This is a genomic window from Burkholderia sp. KL41 (genome assembly GCF_057005415.2).
Window position 1 is genome coordinate 970,861 of record NZ_CM189268.1, and the last position, 16,764, is coordinate 987,624.

At 68.9% G+C, this 16,764-nt stretch carries 14 protein-coding genes; 10 read left to right on the forward strand and 4 right to left on the reverse strand.

Features of this window, described 5'->3' with window-relative positions; genetic code table 11:
• The first annotated feature begins 47 nt into the window (after positions 1–47).
• Positions 48–689, forward strand: a complete 642-nt coding sequence (locus PQB87_RS38430) for an ankyrin repeat domain-containing protein (RefSeq protein ID WP_226216248.1) — start codon at positions 48–50, stop codon at positions 687–689.
• Positions 690–798: 109 nt separating this feature from the next.
• On the forward strand, positions 799–1,665 hold the full coding sequence (locus PQB87_RS38435) for a DUF2071 domain-containing protein (protein ID WP_489244575.1): 867 nt from the start codon (positions 799–801) through the stop codon (positions 1,663–1,665).
• 8 nt (positions 1,666–1,673) lie between these two features.
• Here the strand turns inward: PQB87_RS38435 and PQB87_RS38440 are convergent, their stop codons facing one another.
• On the reverse strand, positions 1,674–2,621 hold the full coding sequence (locus PQB87_RS38440) for an ATP-binding protein (protein ID WP_489245149.1): 948 nt from the start codon (positions 2,619–2,621) through the stop codon (positions 1,674–1,676).
• A gap of 26 nt (positions 2,622–2,647) precedes the next feature.
• The gene (locus PQB87_RS38445; RefSeq protein WP_027792389.1) at positions 2,648–3,556 is read right to left on the reverse strand and encodes a DMT family transporter; all 909 of its coding nucleotides are present in this window, start codon (positions 3,554–3,556) and stop codon (positions 2,648–2,650) included.
• A gap of 90 nt (positions 3,557–3,646) precedes the next feature.
• Here PQB87_RS38445 and PQB87_RS38450 point away from each other — a divergent pair, with 90 nt between their 5' ends.
• Positions 3,647–4,447, forward strand: a complete 801-nt coding sequence (locus PQB87_RS38450) for an AraC family transcriptional regulator (protein WP_059687483.1) — start codon at positions 3,647–3,649, stop codon at positions 4,445–4,447.
• A 25-nt stretch (positions 4,448–4,472) separates the two neighbouring features.
• On the opposite strand, the gene PQB87_RS38455 is transcribed toward PQB87_RS38450, so the two are convergent.
• Positions 4,473–4,958: an anthrone oxygenase family protein gene (locus tag PQB87_RS38455; protein ID WP_027792387.1), complete on the reverse strand. Its 486-nt coding sequence runs from the start codon at positions 4,956–4,958 to the stop codon at positions 4,473–4,475.
• Positions 4,955–5,785, reverse strand: coding sequence for a Rossmann-fold NAD(P)-binding domain-containing protein (locus PQB87_RS38460; RefSeq protein WP_175936485.1), 831 nt, complete (start codon positions 5,783–5,785; stop codon positions 4,955–4,957). Before PQB87_RS38460 ends, PQB87_RS38455 begins: the two co-directional genes overlap by 4 nt.
• A 94-nt stretch (positions 5,786–5,879) precedes the next feature.
• On the opposite strand from PQB87_RS38460, the gene PQB87_RS38465 reads away from it, so the two are divergent.
• From PQB87_RS38465 to PQB87_RS38495, 7 genes are all read left to right on the forward strand, one after another.
• The gene (locus PQB87_RS38465; RefSeq protein WP_222153852.1) at positions 5,880–6,545 is read left to right on the forward strand and encodes a TetR/AcrR family transcriptional regulator; all 666 of its coding nucleotides are present in this window, start codon (positions 5,880–5,882) and stop codon (positions 6,543–6,545) included.
• A gap of 728 nt (positions 6,546–7,273) precedes the next feature.
• Positions 7,274–8,938: an AMP-binding protein gene (locus PQB87_RS38470; protein ID WP_489244577.1), complete on the forward strand. Its 1,665-nt coding sequence runs from the start codon at positions 7,274–7,276 to the stop codon at positions 8,936–8,938.
• The gene (locus PQB87_RS38475; RefSeq protein ID WP_489244578.1) at positions 8,935–9,822 is read left to right on the forward strand and encodes a beta-ketoacyl-[acyl-carrier-protein] synthase family protein; all 888 of its coding nucleotides are present in this window, start codon (positions 8,935–8,937) and stop codon (positions 9,820–9,822) included. The genes PQB87_RS38470 and PQB87_RS38475 overlap by 4 nt, the downstream gene beginning before the upstream one ends.
• Entirely contained in the window at positions 9,801–10,931 is a 1,131-nt protein-coding gene (locus PQB87_RS38480) for a 3-oxoacyl-ACP synthase III family protein (RefSeq protein WP_181523082.1), read from the forward strand. Before PQB87_RS38475 ends, PQB87_RS38480 begins: the two co-directional genes overlap by 22 nt.
• The gene (locus PQB87_RS38485; protein ID WP_060148235.1) at positions 10,928–11,926 is read left to right on the forward strand and encodes a ketoacyl-ACP synthase III; all 999 of its coding nucleotides are present in this window, start codon (positions 10,928–10,930) and stop codon (positions 11,924–11,926) included. The genes PQB87_RS38480 and PQB87_RS38485 overlap by 4 nt, the downstream gene beginning before the upstream one ends.
• A gap of 5 nt (positions 11,927–11,931) precedes the next feature.
• The gene (locus PQB87_RS38490; protein WP_111941937.1) at positions 11,932–12,828 is read left to right on the forward strand and encodes an MBL fold metallo-hydrolase; all 897 of its coding nucleotides are present in this window, start codon (positions 11,932–11,934) and stop codon (positions 12,826–12,828) included.
• Between the two features lie 89 nt (positions 12,829–12,917).
• On the forward strand, positions 12,918–16,754 hold the full coding sequence (locus PQB87_RS38495; protein WP_489244580.1) for an AMP-binding protein: 3,837 nt from the start codon (positions 12,918–12,920) through the stop codon (positions 16,752–16,754).
• Positions 16,755–16,764: the final 10 nt, after the last annotated feature.

Here is a 16,764-nt window from a genome sequence, read left to right on the forward strand (position 1 = left end):
CCGTCAATCCGATTGCGCCGCGCGTTCATGCGCGGCGCGCATTGCTGATGAAGAATCGACTCCGAACCGCCCTCTCCCGCGCGCTCGCGATCGCCGGAGCCGCCGTGCTCGCGGCCTGCGCACCAACCGCACCGCCCGCGGCCGTGCCGCACCCCGATGCGCACGCCGACCTGCGCCGCTACGACGACGCATGGTTTGCCGCCGCGCGCCTCGGTCGCATCGACATCCTGCAGGCACTCGTCGACGCGCGCTATCCGATCGACGCGACGACACGCGACGGTTATACGGCGGTCATCCTGGCCGCCTATCGCGACCAGCCCGCAACGCTCGACTATCTGCTGCGCAACGGCGCGGACCCGTGCCTCGGCGATCGTCATGGCAACACGGCCCTGATGGGCGCGCTGTTCAAGGGCGAGACCGCGATCGCGAAGCGGCTGGCCGATGCGCACTGCCCGATCGACCAGACCAATCACGCCGGCGAAACGGCGCTGTCGTTCGCCGCGCTGTTCGGCCGCCTCGACATGCTGCCGGTGCTCGTCGCGCACGGCGCGAACCCCGATCACGTCGATGCGCTCGGCCGCACCGCACTGCAGAACGCGATCCTGCAAGGCAACGACGCCGCGGTGGCCGCACTGGAAAAGGTCGGCGCGACACCGAATGCCGATGTGACGTTGCGCTCGAGGCCGTGACCGCTCGACCTTGAACCGGCCGTCAAGGGCATGATTTCCGGTCGGCAAAGGCGGGCACCGACCGTTTCGACGAAGGCGCCTCTTCCGCCCGCTCCGCGGCATCGGCACAATGCCGGTCATGCGCCAAGACAACGCCTTCGTTTACCCGTCCGCCGGCCCCGTCGGCCGCCTCGCCAACCGGCTCGTCGCGAGCCGCCCGCTGCTGCGCGCACGCCGCGCGCTGCTGTCGCGGCTGCCGTTCCTGCAACTCGCGAGCGAAGTCGAGAACGTCGTGTACTGCACGTGGCTCGTCGATGTCGCCGCCGTCGCGCACCTGGTGCCGCGCGGCGTCACGCTCGCGAGCCGCGACGGCCGCACGCCGTTCACGATCCTCACCTATGCGCACCGCCATTTCGGCCCGCGTATCGCGGGCCCGCTGCGACGCGTGTTCCCGTCGCCGCTGCAAAGCAACTGGCGGCTTTACGTCGATGCGCTGCCGGGCGGCGTGCCGGCCGATCGCACGGTGCTGTTCGTGAAGAACGTGTTCGATCATCCGCTCTATGCGCTCGGCAGCCGGCTCTTCAGCGACGCGCTGCCGTCGCATCTCGCCGCGCGCTTCACCCATGCCGTGCAGGACGGACGCTATCGAACGCTGCTGTCAGGCGGGACCGGGAGCGCGCCCGATTTCCACTGCTCGGCGGCCGTGTCGAACGACGACACGCTACCCGCCGCGTTCGCGCCGTTCTTCGGAAGCTGGCGCGACGCCGTCGCCTACCTGTCGCTGCAGCACGCGGCCGTCGCGCATGTCGCCGACTGCGACGGCCTTGCCCATGCGTCGATCAACCTGCCGATCGACATCGATGCGGTCCGGCCGCTGAAACCGGTCGAACCGGTCGGCGGCGGCGCCTTCCTCGCGCGGATCGGCGCGACCGGCGAACCGCTGTGCTTCGTCGTGCCGGATGTTGCGTTCCGCGTGTTGTCGGAGCGGGTGCTGTAACGCCCCGCTCAACTCGCGCGCCGCGCGTGCGCGGGTTCGTCCGCGTCGCGTTCGTCCGCCAGCCGCCCGAGGTAATCCCGCACGAACTGCCCGGCAATCCGCCCCGACCGCGCACCGCGTTCCAGCGCCCACTGCAGCGCCGGTTCGCGCGCCGCGCGGACCTGCTCCGCGTCGAACCCGGCTTCCTCGAGCCGGCTTTCGACGACGGCCAGGTACGCATCCTGCGTGAACCCGTAGAACGTCACCCAGATCCCGAAGCGCTCGGACAACGAAATCCGCTCCTCGACCGCGTCGCCCGGATGCAGTTCGCCGTTCTCCGCGCGCGACACGTTCGCGTTGTCGCTCGCCTGCTCGGGCATCAGGTGGCGGCGATTCGACGTCGCGTACACGAGCACGTTCGACAGGTCGCTCGCGACCGAGCCGTCGAGCACCGTCTTCAGTTCCTTGTAACCGGTCTCGCCGGCCTCGAACGACAGGTCGTCGCAGAACACGATGTACCGCTCGGGCCGCGCACGCACCAGCTCGACGATCGCCGGCAGATCGCTCAGCCGTTCCTTGCCGACCTCGATCAGCCGCAGCCCGTGCGGCGCGAACGCGTGCAGGCACGCCTTCACGATCGACGACTTCCCGGTGCCGCGCGCGCCGGTCAACAGCACGTGATTGGCCGCGAACCCGCGCACGAACTGCCACGTGTTCCGTTCGACGATCGCCACCTGACGCTCGACGTTGCGCAGCGCATCGAACGTTGTCAGCGCGGGCGCCGCAACCGGTTCGAGCGGCGCCCTGCGCGGCCCGCCGTCGAAACCGCGCCAGCGGAACGCGACGGCCGCGTCGAAATCGACGGCCGCCGGCCGGCCGGTGCCCGCGAGTGCCTCGAGCGCGGTCGCGATCCGTTCGAGCTGGTGCGCGAGCGCCGGACCGTCGACGGATGCGTGCGCGTCCGGCAGCGCGGCCATCAGGTTCTGCATGTCGCGGTCGCCGCTCATTGCCGTACTCCCTGCGACGCACTCGCGTGGAACGGGAACCGCTGCGCGATCGCCACGCCGACGAGCGCGACGCCGCCGCCGATCAGGTGATACAGCCGCAGCGATTCGCCGAGCAGCACGATCGCGCCGCCGGCCGTCATCACCGGCAGCAGGTTCATGAACATCGCGCAGCGGCTCGGGCCGAGCAGCCGCACGCCCTGCATCCACAGGTACGGCAGCACGACCGACGCCAGCACGCCGGCATACAGGATCAGCGGCACGCTCGCGCGGGTCGGCCACGCCGCCTGCGCGGGCAGGCGCAGCAGCATCGGCACCATGAAGACGAGCGCGGCCAGCGCCTGCACGTAGGTCGACTGCCACGCCGGCAGCGCGCCGATGCGCCAGCGCTTGAGCAGCACGCCGTACAGCGCATACGCGGCCGACGCGGCCAGCATCAGCAGGTCGCCCGCATGCACGCCGCGCGCGGCGATCGTCGTCGGGTGCCCCTCGGCGATCAGGTAGACGACGCCCGCGAGCGACAGCACCCCGCCGCCGATCATGCCGGCCCCCGGCGGATCGCCGAGCAGCAGCGAGCTGAGCGCCATCGTCATCAGCGGCACGAGCGCCGTGATGATCGCCATGTTGGTCGCGCTCGTCGTTTTCGCGGCCTCGTAGGACAGGCTCTGGAACAGCGCCATCGCGAGAAAACCGAGCACCGCGAGCTTCGGCAGGTGCGCGACGAGCGCCGCGCGGTTGCGCCACGCGGGGCGCAGCGTGAACACGCTCATCAGCGCGACGGCGAGCAGCAGCCGGTAGAACGTGATCGCCGACGGGTCGATCGTCGATGCCGACAGCTTCGACACGACCACGTTGCCGGCCCACAGCGCGATCGCGCAGAAGGGAAACAGAAAAGGAGGCTTGTTCATCGCGTTTGACGGATTAATATCGTGACAGGGTGCGGGCGTGAATCGGAACGCCATCGTGCCCGCCCGCCCAACTGCCTGTCTCACGCCAAAATGTCAGGACTTATCGCCAATCGGACACTCGAGCCCACCCCGCCGCTTGCGCACCTGCGCTACGAATCGACGCCGATGCCCGTGTCGGCGATGGCGGCGGCATACCCGCACGGCACGTCGATACCGACGCACTGCCATCGCCGCGCGCAACTGCTCTATGCGATCGAGGGCGTGATGCACGTGCAGTCCGAGGGCGCGTCGTGGGTCGTGCCGCCCACGCGCGGCGTGTGGCTCGAAGCCGGCCTCGACCACACGGTGCAGATGAGCGGCGACGTGCAGATGCGCACCGTGTTCGTCGAACCGGGCACGGTCGAGCACCTGCCCGCGCGCAGTTGCGTGGTGGAAGTGCATCCGCTGCTGCGCGAGCTGATCCTCGCCGCGGTCGACGTGCCGCTCGACTACGCGCCGGGCTCGCGCCACGATCACCTGATGCACCTGCTGCTCGCCGAGGTGACGGTCGCGCCGCTGCTGCCGCTGTATCTGCCGTGGCCGCACGACGCACGGCTGCGGACGATCTGCGACTCGCTCGTCGCCGCGCCCGACGATCCGCGCACGATCGCCGAATGGGCCGACCGGCTCGGCCTGTCGGTCCGTACGCTGCATCGCGCGTTCCGGCGCGAGACGGGGCTCAGCTTCCGCCGCTGGCGGGAGCAGGCGCGGCTGCTGCTCGCGCTCAAGCGCCTCGCGCACGGCGAGAAGGTGCTGACCGTCGCGATGGATCACGGCTACAGCAGCCAGAGCGCGTTCTCGGCGATGTTCAAGCGGCATTTCGGCGTGTCGCCGTCGGCGTTTTACGCGTAGCGCGTGGCCGTGCGCGACGGGGGCGCTACCGCGCCGCGATCCCCGCGATGAAGAACACGCACGCGGCGGCCGACGCGACCGTGCGCACGTGATTCCACCTCGTCCAGTCGTGCACGTAGCGCGTCCACAGCGCGGCGCCGTGCGCGGTCGACGGATCGGCCGCGGCGAGCGCATCGTTGAGCGGCACGTTGACGGCCATCGTCACCGCGAACATGCCGAACACGTACAGCACGCCGCCCGCGAGCGCGGCCATCGCCCCCGGCTGGCCGCGATCGAGCAGCGCGATCACGACCAGTGCCAGCGCCATCAGCGTCGTGACGAGGAACAGCGGCATGAACGGCGAACGCACGATGTCGACGTTGATCGCGTTCATCGCGGCCACGCCGGCATGCGGCGCGATCCGTCCGAGCGACGTCATCACGAACGTCGAAAACGCGAAGTACACGCCGGCCATCAGCCCGCAGCCGATGGCCGAGCCCCACAGCAGGACGGGCGTCACGAACGCGATCATGATCGTGCGCTCCACACGCCGGTCGCGGCCGTCGCGCGCGCATAGTCGGCGAAGTCGCGTGCCGGCCGCCCGAGCGTCGCTTCGATGCCGTGCGTCACCGCGCTGTTGCGCCCGTCGAGCACCACGCCGAACAGATCGTCGAGCAGCGCGACGACCGGCTCCGGTACGCCGGCCTCGCGCAGTCCGGCCACGAACGCATCGGCCGGAATCTCGCGATAGACGACCGGCCGGCCGGCGGCCCGCGCGATTTCGCCGACCGCTTCGGCGAACGTCAGCGCGCGCGGGCCCGTGACCTCGATCACGCGGTTCGCGAAGCGCGCCTCGGTGAGCGCGGCCACCGCGACGTCCGCGATGTCGTCCGCATCGACGAACGGCTCGCGCACCGCGCCGGCCGGCAGCGCGACTTCGCCGGCCAGCACGCCGTCGATCAGGTAGCCCTCGGAGAAGTTCTGGTTGAACCAGCTCGCGCGCACGACGCCCCAGCCCACGCCCGACGCCTGCAGCGCGGCCTCCGCGGCCTGCGCGCGCGGCTCGCCGCGGCCGGACAGCAGCACGACGCGCTCGACGCCGCTTTCCCGCGCCAGCCGCGCGAACGCGGCGATCGCGTCCACCGCGCCCGCGACCGCCAGATCGGGCTGGTAGGTCACGTACGCGGCCGACACGCCCGCGAGCGCGGCGGGCCACGTCTCGGGCGCCGTCCAGTCGAAGCGGACGGCCGACGTGCGCGACACGGGCCGGGTCGCGATGCCGCGCGCGCGCAGCCGTGCATCGACGCGGGCGCCCGTCTTGCCCGAGCCGCCGACGATGAGGGTAGGAAGTGCCGACATGACCGTCTCCTTTGACCAAAATGCGAGAATGTCTCGCGTTTCGAAAACACGATAGACTCTCGCATTAGCAACGTCAAGTTTTTCCGGAGGCGGCATGGGCCGACAAAAATCGGGGCAAAACGACGAGCCCGACGCGACGGCAGCGGATGCGCCGGCGCGCGCGCGGCTGGTACCGACGCAGCAGCGCAGCCGCGAGCGGTTCGAGCGCATTCTCGCGAGCGCGTCGGAGGTGATGATCGAGAAAGGCTGCGACGCGTTCCGGATGAGCGACATCGTCGAGCGCACGGGCATCTCGTTCGGTTCGCTGTACCAGTACTTCCCGGACAAGGCGGCCGTGATCGGCACGCTCGCGGAGCGCTACAACGAAGCCGGGCACGACTGCGTGCGGCGCGATCTCGCCGCGATGAAGTCGCTCGACGACCTGCACGCCACGCTCGCCCGCATCACGGACAGCTATTACCGGATGTTCGTCGACGAGCCGCTGATGCGCGACATCTGGCGGGCCACGCAGGCCGACCGCGCACTGCAGGCGCTCGACCGGGCGGACGGCGAGTTTCTGGCGGGGCTGTTGGCGGATGCGCTGCGGGAACTCGCACCGGCGGTGCCCGACGTGCAGTTGGCCGCGTTCTCGGAATTGACGATGGTGTTGATCGCCGCGGCGGTACGACATGCGATCGAATTGCCGCCGAAGGCGGCGCGCAGGATTCTCGCGATGTTCAAGCAAACATTGCCGGAAAATCTTTCCGTGCTTGACAGCTAGGCCGCGCACGAATTTCATAACCGGGAAATTCCCATTCCCCACTCGTTATTGAATATTCGCCAATACAATTACAAAAATCCCCAAGGGCGCAACGCGAGACCACGCGCCCAAATCCCTGATTCCCCATTCGAACCGATCCAAAGCTCCGCTACGCTCGAAAGCGCGGAGCTTTCGTTTTTTTTGCGCAGCGCAATCCGCTTCGTGAAGCGATGCGCGTTTCGCGCCGGTGAACTCCGCGACGCTTTATTCAGCGCTGCGGCAAACAGACTCCACCGAAGTCAACAAATCACGAGATGATTTACCGGAATCGATTAATTAAAAAATGACGATGATCAATGGAATCGATTTCAATCAATAATCACAATCACCCTTCGATTCTTCCATTTACTTTTCAATATTGCTTCCGTTAAGCTTGCGCCAAGATTTTTTTGACGCCGACCAGATTGATCGATGAATTTCAGATCCAGGTGCATTTGAATTAAACCGATCGATTATTGTTTATTTTGAAAATCAAATGAGACGATATCACTCCACCGAAACCGGCCGGCCTTCATCCGGTTGACCCGGCGCTCCGTGCGTCGCTCGGCGACAGATGCCTGCCGCCCCGACCACATCTCTTTGGCATCGCGACTCAGGCTGCGCGGGCCGCGCCCGGTCATGGCGCACGGCCCGCGCGGCACCGCACTGCTATCACGAACTTCAAACTCACACTCTTGCGAGCGCTGACGATGGACGACTTTTGCCGCGCGAATTTGCCCCCTGCCGAGGATTGGCCGACGTTCGTCTTCGAATTGCCGGGGCTGCAGTTTCCGCCGTTTCTCAATTGCGCCGCCGCGCTGCTGGATACCGCCGTCGACGAGCGCGGCTGGGGCGATCGGGTGGCGATCACGACCGGGTCGGGCATCACGTGGTCGTATCGCGAATTGCGCGATGCCGCCAACCGGATCGCCAACCTGCTCGTTCATGACGGCGGCCTCGTGGCCGGCAATCGGGTGCTGCTGCACGGCGCGAATCACCCGATGCTGGCCGCCGCGTGGTTCGGCGTGGTCAAGGCCGGCGGCGTCGCCGTCGCAACGATGCCGAAGCTGCGCGCGGGAGAACTGTCGACCATCATCGGGCGGGCCCGGGTCACGCACGTCATCTGCGAAGCCGGGCTGTCCGCCGAACTCGACGCGGCGATGGCGAGCCTGCAGTGGCGCGGCGACGTCCGACGCTACGACACGGACGACACGCATCCGCACGCGCGCTGGCTCGACGGCCATTCGGCGGCATTCGCGGCCGCCGAAACGCGCGCGGACGATCCCTGCCTGATCGCGTTCACGTCGGGAACGACCGGGGAACCGAAGGCAACCGTCCATTTTCATCGCGACGTGATGGCGGCCTGCCACTGCTTTCCGCAGCACGTGCTCCGGCCCACGGCCGATGACGTCTTCTGCGGATCGCCGCCGCTCGCGTTCACGTTCGGCCTCGGCGCGCTGCTGCTGTTTCCGGTCAGCGTCGGCGCAAGCGTCGTGCTGTTGCCGAAAGCGGGCCCGGAACAGCTGCTGGCCGCCGTCGAGCGGCATCGGGTCAGCATCCTGTTTACGGCGCCGGCGGCCTATCGGGCCATGCTCGATCATCTCGACCAGCGCGACCCGTGCGACATCTCGTCCCTGCGCAAATGCGTGTCGGCGGGCGAGGCGCTCCCGCCATGGACGCGCGATGCGTGGCAGATCCGCACCGGCCTGCACCTGATCGACGGCATCGGGTCGACCGAGATGCTGCACATCTTCGCGTCGACCGGCGACACCGGCGCGAAGGACGGCGCGATCGGCAAGGCGGTGCCCGGTTACCGCCTTGCCGTCGTGGACGAGCACGGCCAGTGCCTGCCGCCCTACGAGATCGGCTACCTGGCCGTGCAGGGGCCGACCGGATGCCGCTACCTGAACGACACGCGGCAACGCGACTACGTCAAGCACGGCTGGAACCTGACGGGCGACAGCGCCTACCTGGACGAGGACGGCTACCTGTTCTACCAGGCACGCGCGGACGACTTGATCATCACCTCCGGCTACACGGTGTCGCCCGGCGAAGTGGAGCAGGCGCTGCTGCGCCATCCGGATATCGCCGAGTGCGGCGTCGTCGGGCACGTCGACGAACGGGGCGGCACGCTCATCTGCGCGCACGTGGTGCTGCGCCCGGGCGTCGACGGCTCGGATGCGTTGACGACGCAGCTTCAGCAGCACGTGAAAAGCGTGATTGCGCCATACAAGTGCCCGCATCGCGTGGCCTATCACGCCGCCGGTTTGCCGCGCAACGAATCGGGCAAATTGCGGCGTGCCGTGCTCCGGCAGGCCGGTCATGGCGCGGCGCGTTCCCTGAATCAAGCAGTCCAAAGCGAAGAAATCCTATGAAAATTCTCGGCGCCGCGGCGGCCGTTCCGGCCCCCGCGACCACCGCGCAATCCTGCGCGAACGACTACGCGATCAAGGCGTCCAGGCAGGCGCTGCAACAAGCCGGTTGCCTGCCGTCGGAACTGGATCTGATCGTCAGCCTGTCGATCTCCCCCAGCCGGATGGCGGACGCGCCGTCGATCGCGGGCCCGCGGCTGGCGCATCCCGTGCAGCGCGACCTGCGTGCGCGACATGCGGCCGTGTTCGATCTGCTCGATGCGGACTGGACGCTCGCACTCGATCTCGCGCAAAGCCATTGCCGGCAGCTCGGCTATCGGCGCGCGCTCGTCGTTCGCGCGGAAGCGCTCGCGGACGTCGAGCAGGTGGCCGAGAGCGGCTTCGCCGACGGTGCGGGCGCGATCGTGCTGACGCCGTCCGGCCATGACCGCGCTTATGCGAGCCGCTACGCGGATCTCGATTCCCCGCCGTTCGCGACGCTCGACGCACTCGCGCCCCGGCGCGTGAACGGCAGCCTGTCGCTGGCCCGCTTCGAAAGCCGGTTCGATCGCGTCACCGGCCGGTTCGACGCCGAACCGGCCAATGCGGGCGCCGCGGTCAACGCAATGCTCGACGCGGCGCAAAGCCGCATCGACCGGCGTGCCGCCACGCTGTTCTGCGAATCGTGGCTGGGCGGATGGCCGTCGATCGCCACCGGCGCGCGGGATGCTTTCCGCGTCGACGTCGTCACCGGTCCGGCGGAGATTCCGAACCCGTTCCAGCTGCCCGCGTGGCTTGCGTCGCGCGTCGCAGATTCGATTTCGTTGCGCGACGATGAACGGACGGTGATCGCCATGACACTGGATCCGTTCCGGCCGCGCATCGCCTGCAGCACGATGGAGGTCTGACGGTGCACAACGTCCGAATCGCAAGTCTCGCCTGCCGCCTGCCGGCACGCCAGGTACCCAACGACGATCCCGTCTTCGCGGGCGTCGAGCCCATTCCGGCGGAATGGTGGCAATTCTGGGGCATCGAATCGCGCCACATGATCGACCCCGATGCCGGCGAATCCGAGCTGGCGCTGGCCGAGCGCACGGCCCGCGACGCCCTCGCGCGTGCCGGCGTGGAACCCGCCGAACTCGACCTGGTGCTGTTCAACATGACGTCGCCGTTCGTGTCGCTCGCCGACGGCCGGCGCCGGTTCGCGCCGCGGCTCTCGCGCGCGCTGCGCGACCGGCTCGGCGCCACGCGCGCGCTCGATGCCGATATCGAGATGGAATGCGCGAGCTTCGTGCTGCAACTGCAGCTCGCCGCCAACCTCATCAAGCAGGGGCGCGTGAAACGGGCGCTGGTGTGCTCGTCCGAGCGCATGTCGGCGGTGGTCGACTACACGAGCAAGTCGTCGACGAATTTCGGCGACGGCGCGGCCGCGGCCGTGCTCGTCGCGGAGCCGGCCGACCCCGACGGCGCCGACTGGCTGGATGCCGCATATCACAGCGACGCCACGCGCTACGACCTCGTGACGATGCAGTGGCGCAATGCGCAGGCCACGGCCGACGACGACGCGGAAACCGGCGCCGACAACCCGTTCGGCGTGTATTTCACGCTCAAGCCCGAAGCGCAGGAGGCGATCTCGCGCTTCATGCCGGTGGCCATTCCCGATATCGTCGAGCGCCTGCTGCACCGGAGCGGCACCGGCATCGCCGACGTCGATGCGATGGTGTTCCACCAGCCGTCCGCGCTGCTCGTGCGCTCATGGGCGCAGCGGCTCGGGCTGAGGCCCGATCAGTACGTGATTCGCGTGGCCGATTGCGCGTGCCTCGTGTCGGCCGCCGTGCCGTTCGCGCTGGCCGAGTCGATCCGGCAGGGCGTGATCCGGCCGGGATCGACGGTCGTGATTGCCGGCGCGGGCGCGGGCTGGGGCTTCGGCGCGCAATTGTGGCGCTGGGGCGAAACCGTCGTGTCCGATGCGGGCGGCACGGTCGCCGCCGTGACGGAACAGGAGGGTCAGGCATGAGCGCACGTCTCGTCATCGCCGGGTTCGGCCATGCGCTGCCCGAGCGGATCGTCGGCAACGACGAAGTCGCCGGCATGATCGACACCAGCGACGCGTTCATTCGCGAACGCACCGGTGTCGTCGCGCGACGCTATCTCGGCCCCGATCAGGATCTGGCGGACCTCGCCTGCCCGGCCGCGGAACGCGCAATGGCCGACGCAGGCGTCACGGCGCACGACGTCGACCTGCTGATCGTCAATACGCTGTCGCCCGATCATCACGACCCGTCGCAGGCGTGCTACATCCAGCCCCGGCTCGGCTTGCGGGAGGTGCCGTGCTTCGACATCCGCGCGCAATGCAGCGGCGGGCTCTACGGGATCGAGATCGCGCGTCACTTCCTCGCGAGCGGCCTGTATCGCAACGTGCTGCTGGTCTGCGCCGAGGCGCTGTCGCGGCGCATCGACACGAGCAACGCCGGGCGCAACCTGTCGATCCTGCTGAGCGACGGCGCCGCCGCGCTGCTGCTGCAGGCGACGGACGAGCCGGCGCGCGGGCTGATCGACCTGACGCTCGGCGCCGACGGCACCCAGTTCGACCTGCTCGCCACCGAGGCGCCCGGCGCGCGACGCCCGCGCTTCATCGACGCGGACGACATCGCGGCCGGCCGCCACCACTTCCGGATGAAAGGCGCGCCGATGTTCGAAGACGCGACGCGCCGCATCGTCGACGCATGCCGGCAGATGCTCGACAAGCACCGGCTGACGATCGGCGATATCGGCCTGGTCGTGCCGCACCAGCCGAACCTGCGCATCCTCGACGCGGTCATCGAGCGGCTCGGGCTGCCCCGCGAGCGCTGCATGATTTCCGTCGATCAACTGGGCAACATGGCGAGCGCGGCGTTTCCGGTCGCGCTCTCCCTCGCCCGCGAGCAAGGCCGCATGCCGGCCGGCCAGCTCAACCTCCTCGTGACCTACGGCGCGGGCGCGACGTGGGCCTGTGCGCTCTATCGGAGCTGAACGACATGCTGAACGCATCCCCCGGGTGGATCGAGCCGCGGCTGGCGCTGATCGGCACCGCCGACGTGCCGCTGTACGTGATCGTCAACGACGAGGCCGCGACGCTGATCGAGGGCGGCCTGAGCGGCATGACGGCGCTCGTATGGCAGCAGCTTCACGATCTGCTGCGGGACTTCGGCGGCATCCGGCATTTGCGCTACTGGCTGATCACCCACTCGCACTATGACCATTGCAGCCTGCTGATGACGCTCAAGTCGCGCATGCCGTGGCTCCATGTGTCCGGTTCGCCCGACGCGTTCGATGCGTTCCAGAGCCCGTCGGCCTGCCGCACCATCCGCCAGCTCGACGAGCACGCGTCACGGTCGTGGGAACCCGCCGCCGGCGCCGATTTCACCGAGTTGGCCGACCTGCCGTTCTACCCGGTCAATCCGGGCGCGCTGCTCGATATCGGCGACGGGATGCAGATTCGCACGATCGCGCTGCCGGGCCACAGCCGCTGCCAGTTCGGCTACTACTGCCCGCAACTGGACATCGGTTTCGTGTCGGATGCGCTCGGCGAGTTTCAGGACGCCACCCACTGGCTGCCGCTGGTCTTTCAGGACCTGTTTGCGTACCGGCACTCGCTGGACGCCATCGAACAGCTGCATGCACCGCGGCTTGCCCTGGGGCACCACGGCATCCTCACCGGCGAGCTCGCCCGGTCGGCCGCACGGCATGCGCGCGCGTGCCTCGATGCACGCGAGGCCGACGCACGCGCGGTTCGCGGCAACGCCGCCGCCACGCAGGCACTGGCCCATCAGTGGACGGCCCGTTACGCGGCAAGAAGCGAAAAGGTCGTGCCGCGTTTCCTGCACCTCAAAAGCATGACGCACATGATCGACCTGTTCCATCGCGCCGAATAGCCGTATCCGGATGTCCGCCGCGGCAACGCACGGGCGCCGGCCGGTGCGAGGCCCCTGCTCGCTGTTTTCATTCCTCTTCCGACGACATCATGACCACTGCGACCTTGCCGACTACGCTTGGCGAATTGCTTCAGAACCGCGCCGCCACACGCGGCGACCACACCGCCTACGTGTTCCTGAGCGGGCCGCCCGAGCAGGAACGGGCCGAATCGATGACCTTCTCCGAGCTCGACGTGCGCGCCCGCCGGGTCGCCGCGCTGCTGCGGCAGAACGCGGTCGACGTCGGCGACCGGGTGCTGCTGCTGTGCCGGCCGGGGCTCGATTACGTCGGCGCCTTCATGGGGTGCCTGTATGCGGGCGCGATCGCGGTGCCGGCCTACCCGCCGCGCAACAGGCAGCATATGGTGCGGATCGCCGGCATCGTCGAAAACGCGGGCGCCGACACGATCCTGTGCTCGGCCGAGGACCACGCGCGCTGCTCGACCTGGCTCGCCGATACCGACGCGTCCGGCAGCACGCTGCTCGACGTCGGCGGCGCGCAGGCGCTGGCTCCCGTGGATTCGCCCGCCGGCGTGCAGCCGTCCCACATCGCGTTTCTGCAATACACGTCGGGAACGACGGGCACACCGAAAGGCGTGATGGTGAGTCACGCGAACCTGATCCACAACCTGGGGCTGATACGCGAATGGCTTGCCTATGACGAGTCGAGCACGATCGTCAGCTGGCTGCCGCCGTATCACGACATGGGCCTGATCGGCGTGATCCTGACGTCGCTGTACGGCGGCTTCCGCAGCGTGCTGATGGCCCCGGAACGGTTCATCCAGCATCCGTACCTGTGGCTGCGCGCGATCAGCCAGTACCGCGCGGACCTGACGGGCGCGCCCGATTTCGCGTACCGGATGTGCTGCCGGCGAATTTCCGACGAACAGCTGGCGACGCTCGACCTGTCGTGCCTGCGGGCCGCGTACAACGGTGCCGAGTCGGTGCGCGCCAGCACGCTGACGGATTTCTCGCAGCGCTTCGCGGCAGCGGGCTTCGCCGCCGACGGGTTCCTGCCGTGCTACGGGCTCGCGGAGGGCACGCTGTACGTCGCCGGCCGCACGGAACGGCACCCGGTCCGCACGCTGTGCGTCGACCAGGCCGCGCTCCAGCGGCAATCGGTGGTGTTGCGCAACGAGACCCTCGGCGTGTCGCCGCAGCCGCTGGACCGCCCGGGCGAGCGGGTTCTGGTCGGCGTGGGCCGCACCGACGGCGAACAGCAGGTGATCGTGCGCGACCTGGAGACCAACGCCCGGTGCGACGACCGGACCATCGGCGAAATCTGCGTGGCCGGCCCGAGCGTCGCCGCCGGCTACTGGCGGCTGGACGAGCAGACGCATTCGACCTTCCGGCACACGCTGGCCGGCGCCCGGGACCAGGCATTCATGCGCACCGGCGATCTCGGCTTCATTCTGGATGACGAACTGTACGTGACCGGCCGGCTCAAGGACATGGTGATCCTCGCCGGCCGCAACTACTACTCGGAAGACATCGAGTACGCGCTGATCGTCGGCGTGCCGGAACTGGTGCCGAACGGCTGCGCGGCCTTCATGGACGACCAGGCCGACGCGGAACGCCTGATCGTCGTGGCCGAAGTCGAGCGCACGCAGCGCAAGGGCAATCTCGACAGCTTCATCGACGCGATTCGCCAGGCGATCTGGAACCGCCTCGACATCGGGCCGAGCAGGATCGTGCTGGTGTCGCCCGGCAGCGTGCCGAAGACGTCGAGCGGCAAGGTGCGCCGCAGCACGTGCCGCACGCAGCTGCACGACGGCGCGCTGACGATCCTCGCGCAGTGGGACGTCGACGCCGGCACGCAAACGCCGGCGCCCGATCGCGGGCAGCCCGCGCGCCCGGCCGCCGGTGTCGACCAGCCGGCGGCCAACGATCGCCGGCGCGACGACGGCGCCACCGTCGACGAACTGAACGACTGGCTCAGGCACTACGCCCGCACGCGGATCGATTCGCGCACCATCGACGAGCGACGCACCATTCCGCCGCACGTCGTGCTCGACTTCGGCAACCGGGGCCTGCTCGGCATGCCGATCGACCGTTCGCATGGCGGGCTCGGGCTCGGCCATCGCGACATGACGCGCGTGTTTGCGCAACTGACCGCGATCGATTCGACGCTGGCTTTTTTCGTTGCCCTGAACAATACGCTCGGCATCGTGCCGATCATGCGGCACGCGCAGCCCGCGTTGCGCGACGAACTGCTGCCGAGCCTCGCGAGCGGCCGGATGCTCGCCGCATTCGCGATCACGGAGCCGGCCGCGGGCTCGCATGTCCGCGCGATCGCCTCCCGCGCGCAGCGCACCGCGTCCGGCGACTGGCTGGTCACCGGCACCAAGCGCTGGAGCGGCTCGTCCGCGTGGGCGGGGATCATCAACGTGTTCGCGAAGCAGGCCGACGGCGCGGGAATGGTCGGCCTGGCGGTGCGACCCGGCACGCCGGGCGTGCGGATCGGCGCCGAGGAGCTGACGATGGGCGTGCGCGGCATGATCCAGAATTCGCTGCATCTGGATCGGGCGCGGATCGACGACGCATGCCGGCTCGGCGACATCGGCCAGGGCATGTCCGTGGCGCAGCACGCGATGAACATCGCGCGCCTCGGCATCGCCGCCGTCAGCGTGGGCGGCATGAAGCGCTGTGCGCAGCTGATGCATCGCTACGGGGCGCGGCGCGAGGTCGCCACCGGGCTCCTGCTGGACAATCCGCTGAGCCGCCTGCGCCTGGGCGAGCTGCGGGACCGCATCGACGGGCTCGACGCGCTGGTCGAGCACCTGGCCACCGAGCTGGACCTCGGCGTCACGTTGCCTGAAGACTGCCTGCTGATCGCGAAGATTCTCGGCTCCGAGCTGCTGTCGCAATCCGCCGACGAGCTGATGCAGTTCCTGGGCGGCCGCGGTTACATCGAGACCAACTTCGCGCCGCAGATCTTCCGCGACGCGCGCCTGACCCGCATCTTCGAGGGGCCGACCGAAACGCTGCTGGTTCACCTCGGCAGCCGTCTGCTGAACGGAAGCGACGAGCTTCCGCGTTATCTGGAAAGCGCGCTGGGCGCCGGCGTGCTGGCCACGGAGCTGCGCGAGCTTGGCGCCCGGCTGTCGCAGGACGGGCTCGCCAATGCGGCGAAACTCGGCGGGGCCGCGCATGCCGCCGTCTGGGTCAATTACTGGCTCGGCACGATCGCGCAATGGGGATTGCTGCTCGCGGTGACCGAACGTGCGGCTGCGCAGCAGCGCATCGATGACGGCGCGCTGCGCTGGGCGCAGCGCCGGTACGAACTCGCGATCGAGGCGGCGCAGCGGCAGGTCGGCCTGCGATCCGCACTGACCACGTCGGCGCAATTGAACGACTGGGCCGCGCGGATCGGGCTCGAGATCGGCGCGATCGAGCAAACGGTTCCGGGCGCCAGCCAGCTCGTCGATCCGTTGCTGGACGCCGATCCCGGCGAGCATGCGGCCGCCGGCATGCCCGACACCCCCGACACACCCGACACGCCGGCCGGCGAAGACGCCGGTTCGGCGCCGGCCCCGATCGCGGGCGAGCCGGCGAGCCTGCTCGATCGCCAGCAGGTTCATGCCGTCGAACAATGGCTCATCGCGTGGCTGGGCGAGCGCCTCAAGCACCGCAAGCTTCGCTTGACGCGCGAGTCGACGTTCGCCGAGATCGGCTTCGACTCGATCCTCGCCGTCGAAATGACGATCGTATTCAGCGAGGCGTTCAGCGTGAGCGTCGATCCGTCCGCGGTCTGGGACTACCCGTCCATTCGCGCGCTGGCCGCCCATCTCGCGCCCCGTACTCGCGGCGCCGCGCCGGCGCCGGTCGTGGCGCACGCCGATCCGGATGCCCCTTCATCCCATGCAGCCCAACCTTCGATCCTGTGAGACCGTCCAA

Coding starts and splice junctions, on each gene's coding strand:
- PQB87_RS38430 (WP_226216248.1), top strand. CDS start 48: ATGAAGAATCGACTCCGAACCGCCCTCTCCCGCGCGCTCGCGATCGCC.
- PQB87_RS38435 (WP_489244575.1), top strand. CDS start 799: ATGCCGGTCATGCGCCAAGACAACGCCTTCGTTTACCCGTCCGCCGGC.
- PQB87_RS38440 (WP_489245149.1), bottom strand. CDS start 2,621: ATGGCCGCGCTGCCGGACGCGCACGCATCCGTCGACGGTCCGGCGCTC.
- PQB87_RS38445 (WP_027792389.1), bottom strand. CDS start 3,556: ATGAACAAGCCTCCTTTTCTGTTTCCCTTCTGCGCGATCGCGCTGTGG.
- PQB87_RS38450 (WP_059687483.1), top strand. CDS start 3,647: ATGTCAGGACTTATCGCCAATCGGACACTCGAGCCCACCCCGCCGCTT.
- PQB87_RS38455 (WP_027792387.1), bottom strand. CDS start 4,958: ATGATCGCGTTCGTGACGCCCGTCCTGCTGTGGGGCTCGGCCATCGGC.
- PQB87_RS38460 (WP_175936485.1), bottom strand. CDS start 5,785: ATGTCGGCACTTCCTACCCTCATCGTCGGCGGCTCGGGCAAGACGGGC.
- PQB87_RS38465 (WP_222153852.1), top strand. CDS start 5,880: ATGGGCCGACAAAAATCGGGGCAAAACGACGAGCCCGACGCGACGGCA.
- PQB87_RS38470 (WP_489244577.1), top strand. CDS start 7,274: ATGGACGACTTTTGCCGCGCGAATTTGCCCCCTGCCGAGGATTGGCCG.
- PQB87_RS38475 (WP_489244578.1), top strand. CDS start 8,935: ATGAAAATTCTCGGCGCCGCGGCGGCCGTTCCGGCCCCCGCGACCACC.
- PQB87_RS38485 (WP_060148235.1), top strand. CDS start 10,928: ATGAGCGCACGTCTCGTCATCGCCGGGTTCGGCCATGCGCTGCCCGAG.
- PQB87_RS38490 (WP_111941937.1), top strand. CDS start 11,932: ATGCTGAACGCATCCCCCGGGTGGATCGAGCCGCGGCTGGCGCTGATC.
- PQB87_RS38495 (WP_489244580.1), top strand. CDS start 12,918: ATGACCACTGCGACCTTGCCGACTACGCTTGGCGAATTGCTTCAGAAC.